At 63.3% G+C, this 17,077-nt stretch carries 22 protein-coding genes; 10 read left to right on the top strand and 12 right to left on the bottom strand.

All coding sequences use genetic code 11. The features are described from left to right. Positions 1-426: 426 nt before the first annotated feature. The 3 genes from FHS84_RS05120 to FHS84_RS05110 are packed head-to-tail and all read left to right on the top strand — an operon-like array spanning position 427 to position 1,892. Positions 427-819: an NADH:ubiquinone oxidoreductase subunit NDUFA12 gene (locus FHS84_RS05120; protein WP_166931181.1), complete on the top strand. Its 393-nt coding sequence runs from the start codon at positions 427-429 to the stop codon at positions 817-819. Beyond that, positions 812-1,282: an outer membrane lipid asymmetry maintenance protein MlaD gene (gene mlaD / locus FHS84_RS05115; protein ID WP_166931178.1), complete on the top strand. Its 471-nt coding sequence runs from the start codon at positions 812-814 to the stop codon at positions 1,280-1,282. Before FHS84_RS05120 ends, mlaD begins: the two co-directional genes overlap by 8 nt. A 10-nt stretch (positions 1,283-1,292) precedes the next feature. After that, complete coding sequence (locus FHS84_RS05110) at positions 1,293-1,892, top strand: DUF2155 domain-containing protein (protein ID WP_166931175.1); 600 nt, start codon at positions 1,293-1,295, stop codon at positions 1,890-1,892. Between the two features lie 2 nt (positions 1,893-1,894). On the opposite strand, the gene FHS84_RS05105 is transcribed toward FHS84_RS05110, so the two are convergent. The 3 genes from FHS84_RS05105 to aat form a co-directional block, all read right to left on the bottom strand. Then, positions 1,895-2,464 (bottom strand): DUF1700 domain-containing protein, encoded by a 570-nt coding sequence (locus FHS84_RS05105; RefSeq protein WP_166931172.1) that lies wholly within the window; start codon positions 2,462-2,464, stop codon positions 1,895-1,897. Continuing rightward, the gene (locus tag FHS84_RS05100) at positions 2,461-2,793 is read right to left on the bottom strand and encodes a PadR family transcriptional regulator (protein WP_166931169.1); all 333 of its coding nucleotides are present in this window, start codon (positions 2,791-2,793) and stop codon (positions 2,461-2,463) included. Before FHS84_RS05100 ends, FHS84_RS05105 begins: the two co-directional genes overlap by 4 nt. Positions 2,794-2,880: 87 nt before the next feature. Continuing rightward, complete coding sequence (gene aat / locus FHS84_RS05095; protein ID WP_166931166.1) at positions 2,881-3,552, bottom strand: leucyl/phenylalanyl-tRNA--protein transferase; 672 nt, start codon at positions 3,550-3,552, stop codon at positions 2,881-2,883. A gap of 109 nt (positions 3,553-3,661) precedes the next feature. On the opposite strand from aat, the gene FHS84_RS05090 reads away from it, so the two are divergent. Further along, positions 3,662-4,009: a hypothetical protein gene (locus FHS84_RS05090; protein WP_166931163.1), complete on the top strand. Its 348-nt coding sequence runs from the start codon at positions 3,662-3,664 to the stop codon at positions 4,007-4,009. Here FHS84_RS05090 and FHS84_RS05085 read toward each other — a convergent pair. The 4 genes from FHS84_RS05085 to aroQ all read right to left on the bottom strand — a co-directional run bounded on the left by FHS84_RS05085 (position 3,966) and on the right by aroQ (position 8,013). Further along, positions 3,966-5,222 (bottom strand): MFS transporter, encoded by a 1,257-nt coding sequence (locus FHS84_RS05085; protein WP_166931160.1) that lies wholly within the window; start codon positions 5,220-5,222, stop codon positions 3,966-3,968. The two genes, FHS84_RS05090 and FHS84_RS05085, sit on opposite strands and share 44 nt — an antisense overlap. Before the next feature lie 486 nt (positions 5,223-5,708). Continuing rightward, positions 5,709-7,055 carry an acetyl-CoA carboxylase biotin carboxylase subunit gene (accC, locus tag FHS84_RS05080; protein ID WP_166931157.1) on the bottom strand — a complete coding sequence of 449 codons (1,347 nt, stop codon included), beginning with the start codon at positions 7,053-7,055 and terminating at the stop codon, positions 5,709-5,711. Then, a complete protein-coding gene (gene accB, locus FHS84_RS05075; protein WP_166931154.1) occupies positions 7,055-7,507 on the bottom strand; it encodes an acetyl-CoA carboxylase biotin carboxyl carrier protein in 453 nt (150 codons plus the stop codon). Before accB ends, accC begins: the two co-directional genes overlap by 1 nt. Before the next feature lie 56 nt (positions 7,508-7,563). Next, positions 7,564-8,013, bottom strand: a complete 450-nt coding sequence (gene aroQ / locus FHS84_RS05070; RefSeq protein WP_166931151.1) for a type II 3-dehydroquinate dehydratase — start codon at positions 8,011-8,013, stop codon at positions 7,564-7,566. Between the two features lie 79 nt (positions 8,014-8,092). On the opposite strand from aroQ, the gene thiS reads away from it, so the two are divergent. Next, entirely contained in the window at positions 8,093-9,094 is a 1,002-nt protein-coding gene (gene thiS, locus FHS84_RS05065) for a sulfur carrier protein ThiS (RefSeq protein ID WP_166931148.1), read from the top strand. Between the two features lie 65 nt (positions 9,095-9,159). On the opposite strand, the gene FHS84_RS05060 is transcribed toward thiS, so the two are convergent. Continuing rightward, on the bottom strand, positions 9,160-9,885 hold the full coding sequence (locus FHS84_RS05060; protein WP_166931145.1) for a DsbA family protein: 726 nt from the start codon (positions 9,883-9,885) through the stop codon (positions 9,160-9,162). A 25-nt stretch (positions 9,886-9,910) separates the two neighbouring features. After that, on the bottom strand, positions 9,911-11,320 hold the full coding sequence (locus FHS84_RS05055) for a M48 family metalloprotease (RefSeq protein ID WP_166931142.1): 1,410 nt from the start codon (positions 11,318-11,320) through the stop codon (positions 9,911-9,913). Between the two features lie 73 nt (positions 11,321-11,393). On the opposite strand from FHS84_RS05055, the gene FHS84_RS05050 reads away from it, so the two are divergent. From FHS84_RS05050 to FHS84_RS05030, 5 genes are all read left to right on the top strand, one after another. Then, positions 11,394-12,800, top strand: a complete 1,407-nt coding sequence (locus tag FHS84_RS05050; protein WP_166931139.1) for a gamma-glutamyltransferase — start codon at positions 11,394-11,396, stop codon at positions 12,798-12,800. A gap of 429 nt (positions 12,801-13,229) precedes the next feature. Beyond that, the gene (locus tag FHS84_RS05045; RefSeq protein ID WP_166931135.1) at positions 13,230-13,991 is read left to right on the top strand and encodes a GNAT family N-acetyltransferase; all 762 of its coding nucleotides are present in this window, start codon (positions 13,230-13,232) and stop codon (positions 13,989-13,991) included. Positions 13,992-14,057: 66 nt separating this feature from the next. Then, positions 14,058-14,300, top strand: coding sequence for a hypothetical protein (locus FHS84_RS05040; RefSeq protein WP_166931132.1), 243 nt, complete (start codon positions 14,058-14,060; stop codon positions 14,298-14,300). Next, the gene (locus tag FHS84_RS05035; RefSeq protein WP_166931129.1) at positions 14,267-14,554 is read left to right on the top strand and encodes a hypothetical protein; all 288 of its coding nucleotides are present in this window, start codon (positions 14,267-14,269) and stop codon (positions 14,552-14,554) included. The genes FHS84_RS05040 and FHS84_RS05035 overlap by 34 nt, the downstream gene beginning before the upstream one ends. Positions 14,555-14,740: 186 nt before the next feature. Next, positions 14,741-15,793 (top strand): LacI family DNA-binding transcriptional regulator, encoded by a 1,053-nt coding sequence (locus FHS84_RS05030; protein WP_166931126.1) that lies wholly within the window; start codon positions 14,741-14,743, stop codon positions 15,791-15,793. On the opposite strand, the gene FHS84_RS05025 is transcribed toward FHS84_RS05030, so the two are convergent. The 3 genes from FHS84_RS05025 to FHS84_RS05015 all read right to left on the bottom strand — a co-directional run bounded on the left by FHS84_RS05025 (position 15,790) and on the right by FHS84_RS05015 (position 17,051). Then, complete coding sequence (locus tag FHS84_RS05025) at positions 15,790-16,062, bottom strand: HPr family phosphocarrier protein (protein ID WP_166931123.1); 273 nt, start codon at positions 16,060-16,062, stop codon at positions 15,790-15,792. The genes FHS84_RS05030 and FHS84_RS05025 overlap by 4 nt on opposite strands. Positions 16,063-16,177: 115 nt before the next feature. Further along, positions 16,178-16,585, bottom strand: a complete 408-nt coding sequence (locus FHS84_RS05020; protein WP_166931120.1) for a PTS sugar transporter subunit IIA — start codon at positions 16,583-16,585, stop codon at positions 16,178-16,180. 55 nt (positions 16,586-16,640) lie between these two features. Continuing rightward, positions 16,641-17,051, bottom strand: a complete 411-nt coding sequence (locus tag FHS84_RS05015) for an HPr kinase/phosphorylase (RefSeq protein ID WP_208393701.1) — start codon at positions 17,049-17,051, stop codon at positions 16,641-16,643. Positions 17,052-17,077 lie beyond the last annotated feature (26 nt).

Raw genomic sequence — 17,077 nt, 5'->3', positions numbered from 1 at the left:
GCTCGGGAACCGTTCAGGGGACACTTTTCCTTCCGCGGGGCTGCAGCTTGTACGGCTCATGCCCCGGCGGCGATTAGTGGTTCGTTCCGCCAGATTTGGTGTCGCGAGCGGCGACAGGGGCGAAGTATTGGACATGTCCCCGCGGACAGGCAAGGACGAAGTGGTAAACGAGAGCGCGACTACCACATCTTGTAGGATAGGCCGCTTCGAAAAAGCCGCGAGTCAAGCGGGGTTCAGGAAATCGTCAGAAAATTTTTTCTTCACCGTAACGCACAGGCCGGCCCCGGACTGTGGGTGGGCTGTGGATAGTCGCGCGTCCGTCGCGGGACCGTCGTAAAACTATTGCGGCGATTTTTCCCGGATTCTTTGGACCGGACCGGAATCTGCCCATATATTCCGCGCGAATCTTACGGCTAAAGGTCCCCCATGGCGTCGGTCTGGACTTACATGAAGATGGTGTTCGGCTGGTGGAACCACGCCACCTACGGAACGCTGCTTTATACGGCCCGCAAGGGCGTGCCGGTGGGGACGGATTCGTTCGGCAACCGCTATTATCAGACCGCCGACGGCAAACGCCGCTGGGTGCTCTACAACGGCACCGTCGAGGGCTCGCGGGTCCCCGCCGAATGGCATCTTTGGATGCACCATACCGTCGACACCCCTCCGGCCGCCGACATGACGAAGAAATCATGGGAGCAGGACTTTTTGCCCAATCTGAGCGGCACGGAAGGCGCGTATCATCCCAAAGGCAGCTTGGTGCGGGGTGGGGTTCGTGCACCGGCTACCGGCGATTATGAATCCTGGAGTCCCAATGCATAACGACACCGTCGAAACCCTGATCGGGGCCGCCGTCATCCTTATTGCAGTCGTTTTTGTCGTCTTCACCTATCGCACGACGGGTTCGGCGAACATGGGCGGCTACGAGCTGACGGCCAAGATGCCCCGCGTGGATGGAATCGCCGTCGGCACCGACGTCAAACTGGCGGGCGTGAAGGTCGGCACCGTCAAGGCGCTGACCCTCGATCCCAAGGACTACCGCGTCGCGGTCCACATGGACCTGCAGCCCAGCGTCAAGATCCCCGACGATTCGTCGGTGATGGTCACCTCGGCGGGCCTGCTCGGCAGTTCCTATGTCTCGATCCAGCCCGGCGGCTCGGATGCCATGCTGCCGCCCAATGGCGAGATCAAGAATGCGCAAGGCGCTATCGACATGATGGGGCTGCTCAACAAGTTCGTGAACAGCTCGGACAGCAAATCGGCGCCGGCACCTGCAACGCCGTGAGGCGAGGGATATGAAGAAGCTAGCGTTTCTGGCGGTAGGCGTAGCGGCGGTCGCGGTGACCGCGGCGCTCGCCCAGACCGATACGGCGCCCGCCGCACAGCCCGCCGCTCCGGCGGCTACGGCGCCGGCTGCACCGGCAACGCCTGCACCCGATGCCGCCGCGCCCGCGGATGCGATGGCCGCGCCGGTGTCCGCACCGATTGCGCCGCCCAAGGACGCCGTGCTTCAGATCAAGGCGCTCGACAAGATCACCGGCAAGGCGATCGTGCTGGCGGCGCGGCTGAACAAGCCGGTGAAGTTCGCCACTCTGACCATCACGGCGCGCACCTGCTATTCGACGCCGCCGAGCGAAACGCCGGAAACCAGCGCCTTCCTCCAGATCGACGACGACCGTCCCGACCAGAGCCATACGCGCGCCTTCTCGGGCTGGATGTATGCCTCGTCGCCGGGTCTCAATTCGCTGCAGCACCCGCTCTACGACGTTTGGGTGATCAGTTGCGCATCCGGGCAGGTTCCGACCGCCGTGGCGCAGGCGCCGGTCAAAGTGGTGTCGCCCAACGCCGGCGCCAACGAGGCCATGCCGACTCTGCCGGAAGACGCCGGCCAGTAGACTCAGCCGAGCACTTGCGTTTTGCGCAGCAGCAGCCGTCCGCCGACGCGGGTGAGGGCGCGTCCGGCGAGGAACGATCCGACGCCCAGTACGATGGCGACCGGGATGATCGCGTAACCGAGCAACTCCTGACCACCGGTCGGCGCTTTCTCGAGGATCGCGAAGGCGAAGATGTGCGGGCCCCACCAGAGGCCGACCAGTTGCGGGATGATCGGCTTCAGCACCGCCATGGCGGCGAACGCGACCATGCAGAGATAGAAGAAGAGGGCGAAGAAGCCGAGCAAGGCCGCCACGAGGCTGCGTCCGGCCTGTTCCAGAATCGCGATCAGCAGGGTTCCGTGCGCCGAGCGGACCACGGCGTCCTCGAGCTTGCGCTGATCGAGATAGGCGCTGGCGAGTTCGAGCGGATCGCCGAGACTGTCGAGTACGTCCTCGATGGGTTTGCCGCTGGCCGCCATGCTGTCTTCGATATGGCTGCGGATCTCGGCGATGATCGAGGCGCGCTCCTCGGCCGGCAGGCTGCGCAAGGCGCGTTCGAGCGTGGCGAGATAGGCGGCGAGGGGATTTGTCATGAAGTCTTCTCCACCACATCGCGCATGGCGATGCGAAACGAGACCCAGGCGGATTTCATGGCGCCGAGCGTTTCGGTGCCTTCGGCGGTCAACTGGTAATACTTGCGCGGATGGGCGGCGTCGTCGGTCACCCAGCGCGACGCCAGCTTGCCGTCCTTTTCCAGGCGGTTGAGCAAGGGATAGAGCGCGCCGTCGGAGACGATGTCGCCCGCCGCATTGGCCTGCTCGAGAATTTGCAGGCCGTAGCATTCCTTGCGGCCGACGATGGCGAGAACCACCAGTTCGGCCGCGCCTTTGCGCAATTGAGCTTGCCAGGGTGCGATGTCCATGCGCGGAGATATAATGCACTATGACGTGCTATGCAAGGTATAGTGCTATGAATTTCTGCCGCGGGGGCTGGCGGCCTCAGACTCCGCCTATGCCTGCTGGATGATCTGCATCACGAAGGTGCCGGGCCAGGCGCCAAGCGGTTCGCCGGCCGGGGAGTTTGTCGGCCAGAAGGCCTTGGTCGTGATCGCCTGATTGAGCTTGGCGAGATAGCGCGCCCGCGGAATTTCGATCGCTCCGAGGCTGGCGAGGTGCGCCGTCAGGAACTGGGCATCGAGCAGGCGGAAGCCGCCCGCCTTCAGCCGCGCCACCAGATGGACGAGGGCAACCTTGGAGGCGTCGGTCACGCGCGAAAACATGCTCTCGCCGAAGAAGGCGCCGCCCAACGTCACGCCGTAGAGCCCGCCGACCAGTTCGCCGTTCAGCCGCGTTTCGACGGAGTGCGCATGGCCGCTGGCGTGCAGCGCCGTATAGAGGCGCAGGATTTCGTCGTTGATCCAGGTGTCTTCGCGCCCATCGGCGGGCGCCGCGCACGCCAGCATCACATCGCGGAATTCGGTATCGACCGTAACGGTGAACCGGTCCGAGCGCACGGTGCGGGCGAGCCGTTTCGCGACATGGAAAGTCTCAAGCGGAAAGACGCCCCGCTGGTCGGGCGAGACCCAGAACAGGTCGGGATCGTCGCGCCGCTCGGCCATAGGAAACAGTCCTTCGGCGTAAGCGCGAAGCACGATCTCCGGAGTAATCTTGGGCGCGTGCATGGCAGAAGCTTAGGGCCCCCGACAGAAAATTTCACCTCTCAAGCGCGTTATCGTTGCCACAACATTTCCTCAATCGGAGCGTGTGATCGCCTTAGGGAGGGAGAGGACGATGGTCTTTCCGGCTGGTCACCGCCGCGTTTCGGCGCACGATCCCACGGATCGCTACATTGGCGAGGATTATCAGCCACCCAATTACCATGCCCACCGGCGCTGGTTCATGACCGTCGTCGTGGTGTTCGCGCTGGCGATTTTGGCGGCGCTCATCTGCGGTGCGCTTCGGAGCGTCTCCGACATCACCCCCGTTCTCGCCGATCCGTCGTTGCTGACCGAGCCTGTCGCCAGAGCCAAGTTCTTTGCCGCACTCCTGCGCGTCGCGGCGCCGGTGCTTGTTTTCGGTATCGTGGTGATACTGCTCAGGCGTCGTCGTCGCCGGAAAGCGTCTCGTCCGCGGGACTAAGCGGCTTGTCGCGGTTGACGTACGCGAACGCGGCGATTGCCGCGAAGCAGATCGCGGGCAGCAGCATGGCGAGTTGCGCTGTCGGGAACGGCAAGGCGACGCGGATGAACTGATGCAGCATGCCGCCTGCGGCGCCCGCCATGCAGATCAGCGCGGTTGCCGGTTTCATGCTGGTGCCGGCGTTGCGGATCGCCAGCCCCAGGATCGTCGGCCACGTGATGGAGATGAAGAAACTCGCCGCCAGCACGGCGATGGCAGCCATCGGGCCGCTCGAAACGGCAGCAATCAGGGCGCAAAGAATACCGCCGAGCGAGAAGCCCGCCATCACGGTGGATGGTGCGATGGTGCGCATCAGGGCCGTGCCGGCGAACCGTCCGACACCGAGCGCGACCAGCATCCAGGCCAGACTGCTGCCGAGCAGGCCCGCCGGGCGGCCGGGCAAGACGTCGACCAGGGCGCGCACTTCGGGCGACCAGATGCTCACCAAGGCGATCACGCTCAAAGCCTGGGCGGCGAGCGCGAAAAGGAATTTAGGGGCCCGCAACAGTTTGCCGACGGCGATGAGGCTCCCGCCTTTGACGCGGTCGTCGGCCATATGCGGAAAGCGCACTTCTTCGAACAGATAGGCCAGCAGCAGCACGCCCACACCCAGCACGATATAGGGATGGGCAATCGCAGCGGCATGTGCCTGGTCCGGCAAAGCCTCGTGGCGGGTGACCAGCCAGGCGGCGATCGCCATGCCGGCCAAGGCTCCGATCGGATAGAACGACTGCGCCAGGTTCAGCCGCCAAACGAACGTTTCGGGCGGTCCGAGTTTCGCCGCCAGCGGATTGGCCACGATTTCGAGCGCTACCCAGCCACAGGCCATGATGGTCACGGCAGCGAGGAAATACATGTAATTCAGGGTGTGGGCGGCGGGATAAAACAGGAATGAGCCGATGCCGATGGCGCCCAGTCCCACCAGGATGGCGATCTTGCCGCCGATCCGCCGCGCAAACAGCGCCGCCGGAATCGCCCCGACGAAATAGACGATGCTGTAGATGCTCTGCGTCGCGGCGAGGGCGTTGCTACTCAACCGGAAGTTCCGGGCGAATTCCGGCATCAGGGCTTCGAAGCACCAGTGCCCGAGGCCCCAAAGCGCGAACAGGCTTACCGTCAGCGCAAAGGGGAGGGCAAACCCGCCTGCCGCCTTGGAACGCCGCTCACCCGCCATCGAAATCTCGCCGAAAAGCTGTAAGGGAGAATACGTGGGCGGTCTTAATGAAGCGCTGTCAGGTATCGGAGTCGGCAGTGAAAGCTGCGGACATAAGTAGTTGTACCTACGCCATCACCAGGGCGAGGCCGCGGAAATCCTCGAATTTTCGCGCTTGACTGTTCGTTGTTTGTTTGCAACTATAGTGTTGCAATTATGCAATGGAGAGTCACGACAGAGCAGCGGTGAGGGACTTCGCGATCCCCGTACCCGCCGAACAACGCGAGATAGAACTGACCCAGGACGCCCAGCTCGCGTGGGCGCCAGACGGTTGATGGCCGGCGATCAGCACCAACGCCTCAGCCGTGCGGGTATCAGGGTTTGCAGACTGTGCCTGTCACCGGCCGCTTGAGTGCGGTCCTTGCTGGCGCCCTGCATCCGGAGGGCACTCCCCGAATATAGGCGGACCAGCGAAAAGCGGCCCGCCTTCGGCACATTTAAAGGGCCTTACACGCCCTTCTTCGCCAGGAAGTGCTCCAGCCAATGGATGTTGTAGTTCCCGTCGATGATGTCGGGTTCGCGCACCAGCATCTGGAACAGCGGGATGGTCGTTTCGATGCCTTCCACCACCAGTTCGTCGAGTGCCCGGCGCAAGCGCATCAAGGCTTCGTTGCGCGTCTTGCCGTGGACGATCAGTTTGCCGGCGAGGCTGTCGTAATAGGGCGGGATGCGATAGCCGGAATAGACGTGGGAATCGAAGCGCACGCCCAGGCCGCCCGGCACGTGGAACAGTTTGATGAGCCCCGGCGAAGGCTGGAAGGTGAAGGCGTTCTCGGCGTTGATGCGGCACTCGATGGCGTGACCCGAGAAGACGATGTCCTTCTGCTCGAACGACAGCGGCAGTCCCGCCGCGATGCGGATCTGTTCGCGCACCACGTCGACGCCGGTGATCGCTTCGCTGATCGGATGTTCGACCTGCAGGCGGGTGTTCATTTCGATGAAATAGAAATGCCCGTCCTCGTAAAGGAATTCGATGGTACCGGCGCCGAGATAGCCGAGCTTTTCGAGCGCGCGGGTGACGATGCCGCCGATCTCGTCGCGCTGGGCGTCGTTGAGCGCCGGGCTGCCCGCTTCTTCCCAGACCTTCTGGTGACGGCGCTGCAGCGAGCAATCGCGGACGCCGAGATGCACCACATGACGCTGGCTGTCGGCCAGGACCTGGACCTCGATATGGCGCGGCGTCTGGAGATACTTCTCCATGTAGACCGCGTCGTTGCCGAATGCGGACTTGGCTTCCGCCTTGGCCGTCGACAGGGCGAAGGAAAGTTCTTCCGGCTTGGTCGCCACCTTCATGCCGCGGCCGCCGCCGCCCGCCGTCGCCTTGATGAGCACGGGATAGCCCATGTCGGCGGCGATCTTCAGCGCTTGTTCTTCGCTCTCGATGGCACCCTCGGAACCCGGAACGGTCGGAATACCGGCTTCCTTGACGGTCTGCTTGGCGACGATCTTGTCGCCCATGACGCGGATGTGTTCCGGCGTCGGGCCGATGAAGGTGAGCTTGTGTTCTTCGACGATCTCGGCAAAGCGGGCGTTTTCCGACAGGAAGCCGTAGCCGGGATGGATCGCCTGCGCGCCGGTGATTTCGGCTGCCGCGATGATCGCCGGAATGTTCAAGTAGCTTTGGGCCGACGGCGGCGGACCGATGCAGACGCTCTCGTCGGCGAGGCGGACATGCATGGCTTCGGCATCGGCGGTGGAATGCACCGCCACCGTGGCGATGCCCATCTCCTTGCAGGCGCGGATGACGCGGAGCGCGATCTCGCCGCGATTGGCGATGAGGATCTTGTCGAACATCAGGCGATGACGAGCAGGGTTTGGCCGAACTCGACCGGCTCGGCATCGTTGACGCAGATTTCCGTGACCGTGCCGGCTCTGGGAGAGACGATCGGATTCATGGTCTTCATCGCTTCCACGATCAGCAGCGTGTCGCCTTCCGAGACTTTGTCGCCGACCTTGACGAACGGCGGCTTGCCCGGCTCGGGCGCCACATAGACAGTACCGACCATCGGCGAAGGCACGGCGCCTGCGGGCGGGCCTTTCGGCTTGGCCGGGGCAGGGGTCTCTCCAGTCGACGCCGCGCCCGGCGTCGCAGCAGCGCGCATCGGCCCTTCGCTGACATAGGAGTTTATCACCTGGCGCACGACGCGCAGGCGGGCGCCGCCTTGCTCGACCTCGATTTCGGTCAGACCGGTTTCTGTAAGCAGCTCGGCCAATTCCCGGATTACTGAAGAATCGATACTCGGCATTTTATTTCCCTTCCCGAGGGGGATGCGTGCTCCAATGGATTTGACGTCCTTCATGTTCATTCCGCAGCCTCTTCGATCAGGGACGCGAGCGCGTCCACAGCAAGCACATAACTGTTCGCGCCGAAGCCGACGATCAGGCCCTTGGCCACAGGGCTGATAAGCGAGCGATGACGGAACTCTTCCCGGCTGAAGGTATTGGACAGATGCACCTCGACGACCGGGATCGCGAGGGCCCGCAACGCGTCATGAATGGCCACCGAGGTATGGGTATAGGCCCCGGCGTTGATGATAACGCCCGATGCCGCTTCCCGCGCCTCCTGGATCCACTCCACCAGTTCGCCTTCGTGATTGGACTGGCGGAAAACCACGTCAAATCCGTGCGCCTTGGCTTCCGCGACGGTCATGTCGCCGATGTCCGCCAGCGTGGTGCGGCCATAAATGTTTGGCTCCCTCGTCCCGAGAAGGTTGAGATTGGGGCCGTTGAGGACATATATCGCCTTGGACAAGAAAGGCTCCGTGACGGGTTCGGATTCGCCTTATAATGGGCAATCCTCCTTCCGCAAACACCAATCGGGGACAGGCTTTATGGCTTTGACAGTGACTATCAACGGGGAAGCGCGCCAACTGAACGGTTCGGTCAATTTAACCGAGCTGGTCACCCAAATGGGCCTGGACCCGGCCAAGATAGCGGTCGAACGCAACCTGGAGGTCGTACCCCGGTCGCAATACAAGGATATTACCGTGGCTGACGGCGATCGCCTGGAAATCGTGCATTTCATCGGCGGCGGCAATGCGCCCGAACCGGAGCCGCGGCCGGTCGACAAACCACTGGTGATTGCCGGTCGGACGTTCAAGTCGCGACTCATCATCGGCACCGGGAAGTACAAGTCCTACGCGCAGAATGCCGCCGCGGCCGAGGCTGCCGGAGCGGAGATGGTGACGGTCGCCGTTCGCCGGGTGAATCTCACCGACAACTCGTCCGAAAAGCTGGTCGATTTCGTCGATCCCAAGAAATACACCTACCTGCCCAATACGGCGGGCTGCTTTACCGCCGAAGACGCCATCCGCACCCTGCGGCTTGCGCGCGAAGCCGGCGGCTGGACGCTGGTCAAGCTGGAAGTCCTGGGCGACAAGAAAACGCTCTATCCCAACATGATCGAGACCATCCGGGCGACGGAGCTCCTCATCAAGGAAGGCTTCCAGGTGATGGTCTATTGCAGCGACGATCCTCTGATCGCCAAGCGGCTGGAGGAGATGGGCGCCTGCGCAATCATGCCGCTGGCGGCGCCGATCGGTTCCGGCCTCGGCGTGCAGAATCCGGTCGGCATCCGCATGATCATCGAAGAGGCCAAGGTGCCGGTGATCGTCGATGCCGGCGTCGGCACGGCGTCGGATGCTGCGGTGGCGATGGAACTGGGATGCGATGCGGTGCTGATGAATACCGCCATCGCCGAAGCGAAGGATCCGGTGATGATGGCCGCTGCCATGCGCCATGCGGTGGAAGCGGGGCGCTTGGCTTATCTCGCTGGCCGTATGCCTAAGAAGCGCTATGCCGACCCTTCGAGCCCGTTGGCGGGGTTGATTTAGGCGATTGGCGAACAGCAGTAGGGAATAGGGGCTTGACGGTTCGTCAGGCCCCTTTTTCTTTCGCTCTACTTCACCAGCTTCTTCAGATCGGCCTCGGTGATCTCGCCTTCGTGGACCTGGCCATTGACGATGAACATCGGCGTACCGCTGAAATTCAGTTCGCGGGCCAGACGGTAGCCTGCGAGCAGCGTCTTGTCGGTATCCGGCGCGTTGAGGTCGGCGGCGAGTTTCATCACGTCGATTCCCTCTTTCTGCGCCACTTGCAGCAGTAGGGCCTGATCGACAGCGCCGCTTTCGGCCATCAGACCGAAGTGCAGGGCGAGGAACTTGTCGCCCTGTTTGTGCGCAGCGATCGAGGCGCGAGCGGCCGTGGTGGAGGCATCGCCGAAGATCGGGAATTCGATGAAGGCGAAGCGGGTGTCGGCCTTGTGCTTCTCCATGAACGCCTTCACCGCCGCCGATGTATTGCGGCAGTGGCCGCAATTGTAGTCGTAGAACTCGATGACGGTGTTCTTGGCGTTTGCAGGCCCGGTAACGAAGGCGACCTTGGGATCGAGGAACTTCTTGATGCCGAGCTTCTGGATCTTGGCGATCTGCTGCTGGCGCGATTCCGCCGCCTGCTGCTCCTCGGCCAGCGCCTGCATCTGCAGCACCAGCTTAGGGTGGGTGAGGAGATAGGACTGCAGCCGTGCGTCCGTTGCGGTGGGCACGATATGGAGCGCGACGGCACCGGCCACCACCGCCACGGCAATGGCGGCCCCGATGAGGCCGCCCAGAATGGCGGTCTTCATACTTCCCTGCATGTCTCTCAGCCCCTTAGTTGCCGCGCTGCTGTTTCATCTGGGAGACTGCAACCGCGATGATGTCGTTGGCCCGTTCCCAATCGGGCGATCCTTTGGCCAGCTTCTGGCGCGAACGCATGGCGAAGACGGCGGATTTGCGCAAGTCTCCGACCGAGTAATAGCGCTCGGCGGTGGCCAGATCGGCCATGGCTGGGTTGCCGAGATCGCTGTAGGCCTGGGCCATCTGATACCAGCCGAACGGGCTTTCACTGTCCTGCTGCATTGCGATCTTGAGATTGTCGATCGCTTTCTGCTCGTACGTCTTCTGGCCGGTAGCGATCTGCGCGGCGGCGAGGGCGACGCGCAGCTCGGGAGCGTCGGGCATCAGGTTGACGCTCTTTTGATACGGCTCGATGCCCTTCAGCGGCTGACTCATCGAGACGTAGATCTGGCCCAGCACTTCGTAGAAGAACGGGTTCTTGGGCTCTTCCTTGATCAGGCTGTTGATCTCTTCCAGCGCCATCTTCAGGTTCGGTTGGCGCATATAGACCATGGCGCGGGCGTAGCGGGCCGGCGCGCTCTTGTTGGTCACCGGATAGCGGTAGAGCACGTCCTGCACCGGCAACTGGAAGCCGATGATCTTGGCCTTGACCATTTCGTAGGCGTGAATGGCTTGCGGGCTGTCGGGCACGTCGCGATAGGGCGAAGCCTCCGCGATCTGGCGCATGTTCTCGACGCGGTCGCGGCTGGCCGGGTGGGAGGTCGCGAACTGCTCGGGGTTCTTGACGATCATGGCTTCTTCATTGGCCATGCGTTCGAACACGTTGACCATGCCCATGCCGGACTGGTGGATGGCGCGCAGGTATTTCTGGCCCATCTGGTCGGCGGTGGCTTCCTGGACGCGGCTGAACTGGAAGAACTGGGCCGCTGCGGCGCTTTGGCCCACCCCCATCAGCACCATGGCTGCTTCGCCGGCACCGGCAATCGCCGCGCCGATACCGAGCGCCATCGACAGCAGCATCGGGATCTCGGCCTTGGCGATGGCATCGGTGCCGCGGGTAAGGTGGCCGCCCGCCATATGGCCGGTCTCGTGCGCCAGCACGCCGATCAGCTCGTTGGGGTTCTTGAGCTGAATGAACAGGCCGGTGTTGACGAAGATATTCTGGCCCTCGGCGACGAAGGCGTTCAGCGACGTATCGCCGACGATGTACATCTTCACCGCGTTGGGATCGATGCCGGCCACGCCCAGGATCGGCTCCTCGTAGGAGCGGATCAGCCGTTCGGTCTCGGTGTCCTGCAACAGGGAAATGCCCTGGGCGGATGCGGGTCCGATCTGCAGCCAGAAAGCGCCGAAGAAACCGAGCGCGAACGCCGCCGTGCGGCGGACACGATCCGATACGAATTTGCGTCCTTGGAGCCGGCGCAGAGGGTTGCAAATTGCCAAAGCTTGAACTCTCCTCTTCTGCCCACGACGGTAGGTTCGCGACGTGCTTGCGTCAACGGAGGGCGGGCCTCAAGTGAATTCGACAACAGCCAAGGATTACGGCCATTTCATGTTGTATTCTCGCGCTTTAGCCGGGTTTACCGGCATGCTCCTGCTGACCGGTTGTTCGCTTGATATCGGCAGCACTGTAGGGTTGAACAGCACCGAAGGAACCGCCGGTGCCTTGGTCGTGGGCGACGAGCCGTTCGCGGTCAAAACGGGTGCCGCGATCCTGGGGCAGGGCGGCAACGCGGTCGATGCCGCGACGGCGATGTATTTCGCGCTTTCGGTCACTTATCCGGTGGCGGCGGGCCTCGGCGGCGGCGGCATCTGCATCGTGCACGATCCGGCCAAGAACACGACCCAGGAATTCGATTTCGAAGCCCGCGATGCGGCGCAGCCCGGAGCCTATGCGGTGCCGGGCAATGTTCGCGGCTTTGCCGTGATGCAGGCGTCTTACGGCGCGCTGCCGTGGCAGAAGGTGGTGTCGCCGGCCGAAGTCCAGGCGCGCACCGGCGTGCCGATCTCGAAAGCTCTGGCAACCCGCCTCGCTGAGGCGGGCGATGTGATCCGCTTGGACGCGGGCCTTGCCGCGCTCTACCTCGACGAATCCGGCAAGCCGAAGGCTGCCGGTACGGTGGTCTTCAATCCCGAACTCGCCGACACGCTGGCGGCGATCCGCATCAACGGGTCGGACGTGTTCTATAGCGGTGCCGTGGCCGACAAGATCGCGGCCTACGGCGGCAGCGAAGGCGGCACTATCGCCAAAGCGGATCTCGCCGCCACCAAAGCGGAGATATCGACGCCGCGCGTGACCCGGATCGGCTCCGATTACGTCTTCCTGCCGTCCAACAAGGTCGGCTCGGGCGCGTTCGCGGGCGTCTTGTTCGACAATCTCGCCAAAGCCCAGTCGACCTCGGTCGGCGCCAAGGACATCCAGGCGGCGGTGGTGTGGGCGATGCAGCAGTCGCTCAAGGATTATCACGTCGCCGAACTGCCGAAGGATCTCGGTGCCACCGGCTTTGTCGCGATGGATGCGCGCGGACAGGCGGTGGCATGCGCCGTGACCATGAACGGGCCGTTCGGCTCGGGCCATACGGTGCGCGGCACCGGCGTGACGCTGGCCAAGGCTCCGTCGGCGAGCGCGGCGGGACTGGCCTCGGCTTTCCTGTCGCCGATCATCGCGGCCCGCCAAGCCGACGATCCGGCCGAACTCGCGGGCGCCGGCGCCGGCGGTCCCAATGGCGCGGCGGCGATCGCTTATGCCCTGGCGCGGATCGCGGGCGGCGACGAAATCCTCACCCGCAAAGACCTGCGCACCACCGGCGTGGCGCCTTACGACACCGTCAATGCCATCGTGTGTTCGGGACGAACCTGCTCCGCGCTGCCCGATCCGGCGGCGAACGGACTGGGTGCGCTGGTGCCTGTGAAGGAGAAGTAGCCTCTTCAAAATGTGCCGAAGGCGGGCCGCTTTTCGCTGGTCCGCCTATATTCGGGGAGTGCCCTCCGGATGCAGGGCGCCAGCAAGGACCGCACTCAAGCGGCCGGTGACAGGCACAGTCTGCAAACCCTGATACCCGCACGGCTGAGGCGTTGGTGCTGATCGCCGGCCATCAACCGTCTGGCGCCCACGCGAGCTGGGCGTCCTGGGTCAGTTCTATCTCGCGTTGTTCGGCGGGTACGGGGATCGCGAAGTCCCTCACCGCTGCTCTGTCGTGGCTCTCCATTCCAAAATGCGCCGATGAGTATGAAGAACATATAGAGAACACGCAAGTGAAATTTACAGTGTTATCATTTGTCCATCTTCGCCCTTCATGTCGCCTTCCGCCGGCTGGAAATCCTTGGTTAAACGGCTTCCAGAGGTGCTGCCGTGATCGAATTTCCCACCCAATCCTATCCGAGCCTTCCGCCGCTGAAGGACGTGCCGATCTTCACCGGTTTCGCGCGCGCGGTGCTGGAGGGCGTGAGCGGCGGACGCGTGTGGCGTGACGGCGGTGCCGCCCATGCGCTGCACGATTACGGCATGAGCCTGGTGTGGGGCGAGGGCGTGGATCACGCTTTTCCGGCGTTGATCGACCATCTCAACGCGGGCGCTTATCGCGTGCGGGACGAGTGGCTGCAGGTCGATCCGCGCTGGGCGCATCTCGATTGGGACGGAAAGCTCCGGGCCGAGCGCTTCCACCGCGTGAATTTCCGCTTCAACCGCGCCGTTTTCGAAAGCCGTTACGCCGCCCACGCGGTGCCGCCGGGCTGGACGGTGCGGCCGCTGATTGAGGCCGCATACGATCTGTCCGATGTCCACGTCACGCCGTGCGCGTTTTGGAAGGATTTCGCCGCATTCCAGGATCACGGCGGCGGCATGATGGCGGAAAAAGACGGTGACGTGGGCGCCATGGCCTTCGCCGCGACGCGCTTCGACGATTGGCTGGAAATCGGCATCGAGACGCGCGAGGCGTTTCGGGGGCAGGGCCTCGCACGCGCCGTCGCCGTGGCAATGATCCGCAAATGCCTTGGGAGCGGCCTCACGCCGGTCTGGGCCTGCCGGCAAGAAAACACCGGTTCGCTGCATCTGGCGCAAAGCCTGGGTTTCGAGATCGAGAAAGTGGTGCCGTTCTGGCGGTTGGAGCGATAGGCAGGCTCGCGTGCCTATTCTCAACGGCTTGTTATGACCTCTGTCGGGGGGCAGATGCGAAGAAGCTTGGCCATCATCGCGCTGATTGCGGGGCTGCTCGGTAGCGTTTCCGGCACCGTCGTCCTGTGGATTGCTTTTCAGAACAACAATCAAGGCGAATACTTCGACCCCCTAACAGGGCAGGTCGATATCGTCTATTCCGCGGAGTTATTCGCGGCGGTATCGTTGCCAGTCGCCGTCGCAGTTTTTGCGGTCCTCGCACTCGGGCTATGGTTATGGCGGCAGATCAAGACGCGGGCTGGAATGTGAAAAGAACCATTATTGCCGCCATGGTGCTGTTTGTTGCGGTGGCGTGCGCCGGTACACGTCGGGCGAGCATTGGTGTCGGGACGATGGATGCCCAAGGCGTCATCACACTGCAGTTGATGGCTCGGGGCGATGGAGCCGTCGGGGACGCGATTTTAGTATATCGGCCGGGAGATCCACACTATGCCGAGATCAAGGCGCACCTCGATCCCATCAAACCGGGCGATTCCAAGCCGGTGCCGCCCTGGCCGAAGTAGGCGGGGTGAGCTTTCAGACTGGGGGTGTTCTGGCGGTTGATCGCCTCTGCCGAGTAGGAACGCGGCCATCGCTCTGGGGATGTGCTTAACGAGGTGGGATCATTTCTGTCGCCTCCTATCCCAAAAGGGCGGCGGCACGACATCGCGTAGCATAGCCCGCAAGACGCGCTGTGCTACAGTCCGTCGATGGATGAAGCCGCTCCCCGCACCAGAAAACGCAAGGCCGTCACGATCTACGACGTGGCCAAGCGGGCGCACGTGTCGATCAAGACCGTGTCGATGGTGCTCAACAATCTGCCGGCAGTGAAGGCGGAGACGCGGGCGCGGGTGCAGGATGCGATCGACGCGCTGGCCTATCATCCCAACCAGCTCGCGCGCGGGCTGGCGAGCCATCGTTCCTTCATGCTCGGCCTGTTCTGCGACGGCAACGCCATCGGCTCGAACTACATCGCGCGCATCCAGATGGAGATCCTGAAGACCTGCCAGAAGGAAGGCTACCATCTGGTCATCGAATATGTGGAGCCGTCGAGCCCCAATCTGGCGCGTCAGGTGCAAAGCCTGATGGTGCAGTCCGATCTCGCCGGCGGCATTCTCACGCCGCCCTTGAGCGAACATGACGGCCTGATCGAAGCGCTGAAGCATACCGACACGCCGATCGCACGCTATTCGCCGGAGCGGTCGATGCCGGGCTTCATCGACGTCGACATGGACAACGTTCAAGCCGGGTACGACATGGCCGCGCTGTTGCTCAGCCTCGGACACCGCCGCATCGGTTTCGTGCACGGCGAGTACGATCACGCCGACGCGCGCGCCCGCTTCGCCGGTTTCCGGCGCGCCATGGCCGAGTGGAAGGTGCCGGTCGACGAAAGCCTCTGCCTGCCGGGCGAGTTCACCTATAAATCCGGCATGGATGCGGGCGATGTGCTGCTGTCGCTGCCCGAACGGCCAACCGCGATCCTCGCCGCCAACGACGACATGGCCGCGGGCGTGCTCGCCGCGTCGCTGCGCTTCAATCTGCGCGTTCCCGAAGACCTGTCGATTGCCGGGTTCGACGATTCCCTGTTCTCGCAGGCGATGTGGCCGCGCCTTACCATCTGCCGCCAACCGCTGACCGAGATGACCGAAGCCGTAGTCGCCGCGCTGATCCGCAACGAAGGCGTCGAGCCGGCCGCGATGGTATTCCCGCACAAAGTGATCGTGCGCCAGTCGACCGCGGCACCGGCGGAAGCAAGATTCTAGTCTTCCCCGAACTTCGCTTCGACCAGCGCCAGGATGGCGGTGAGGGCTTCGGCGGAGTCTTCGCCGGCGGCGGAGACTTCGATTTCGGTGCCGATGGGGGCGGCGAGCAGCATCAAACCCATGATCGAGCGGGCGTCGACGCACTGGCCGTCCTTCGACACCGTGATGTGCGCCTTGAAGCGCGAGGCGCATTCCACCAGCTTGGCGGACGCGCGCGCGTGCAATCCGCGCTTGTTGACGATCTTCGCCGTTGCCTTGCTGCAGGACATGGGCATCACAAGCGCGCCCCGAAAAGTGCAACGCGGTTTTCGGACCGGGCGCGCGACAATTCAAACCTGCGCGCCCCGAAAAGTGCAACGCGGTTTTCGGATGAGACGCGCGACATCACGAGTTTCCGCCGAACAGGTCGGCCGAGCCGGCGCGCATGTATTTGCGGCCCGCTTCGATGGCGTCGTTCACCGCCACTTCCAGCGGCTGCTTGGTACGCGCGTCGCACAGCTTGATGAGGCTCGGCAGGTTGACGCCCGCCAGCACTTCGATCTTGCCCTTCTCGAGCAGCGTCAGCGCAAGGTTGCACGGCGTGCCGCCGAACATGTCGGTCGCGATCACCACGCCGTCGCCGAGGTCCACGGATTTCACCGCCGCCGCGATCTCACGCTGGCGACGTTCGATATCGTCTTCGGGGCCGATGCAGACGGCACGCAGATGGCTTTGCGGTCCGACCATGTGCTCCATGGCCGAAATGAACTCATGGGCGAGCCGGCCATGGGTAACGAGAACAATACCGATCATGATCCTGTCCAGAGGGAGCCCGAAGGATAGAGAACTATTCTAGGCCCGATAAGCATTAAATTGGGTTGATGTCTTCGCGATGCAAGCCCTTGGCGTAGGCTGCCGCCGCGGCCGCTATCTTGGCCGGAGCTGAAGCCTCGAAAGCGCGAAGGCTTATAACCGGTGGCGCTGCCGCCGGGGGGAGGCGCAGGGCCGCAGGCGGGCGGAAAGTGAGGGTTTCGGGCAGGCGCGGGCCGGCTTTTCCGAGTTCTACGACCAATGTGACCTGCGTTTTCGTGTCGTAAGGAACTTTCAGGATGCCTACACCCCGGACTTCCAGCAATCCGGCAATCCGCTTAGGCGGTTTTGCGTAGAGACGCCCGCGCGAGACGTACAGATCGGTACGGTCGTCGGCCACCAGCCGGGCACCGGCCGCCATCAGCCGCAGCGCCAGATCGGACTTGCCGCTGCCGCTTTTGCCGATCAAGAGGACCCCGCACGACGCCGGAGCGC

The sequence above is a fragment of the Rhizomicrobium electricum genome, assembly GCF_011762045.1.
GTDB lineage: Bacteria > Pseudomonadota > Alphaproteobacteria > Micropepsales > Micropepsaceae > Rhizomicrobium > Rhizomicrobium electricum.
Note: the sequence above shows the minus strand (reverse complement) of the source record. Positions and strands in the feature narration are given on the sequence as shown.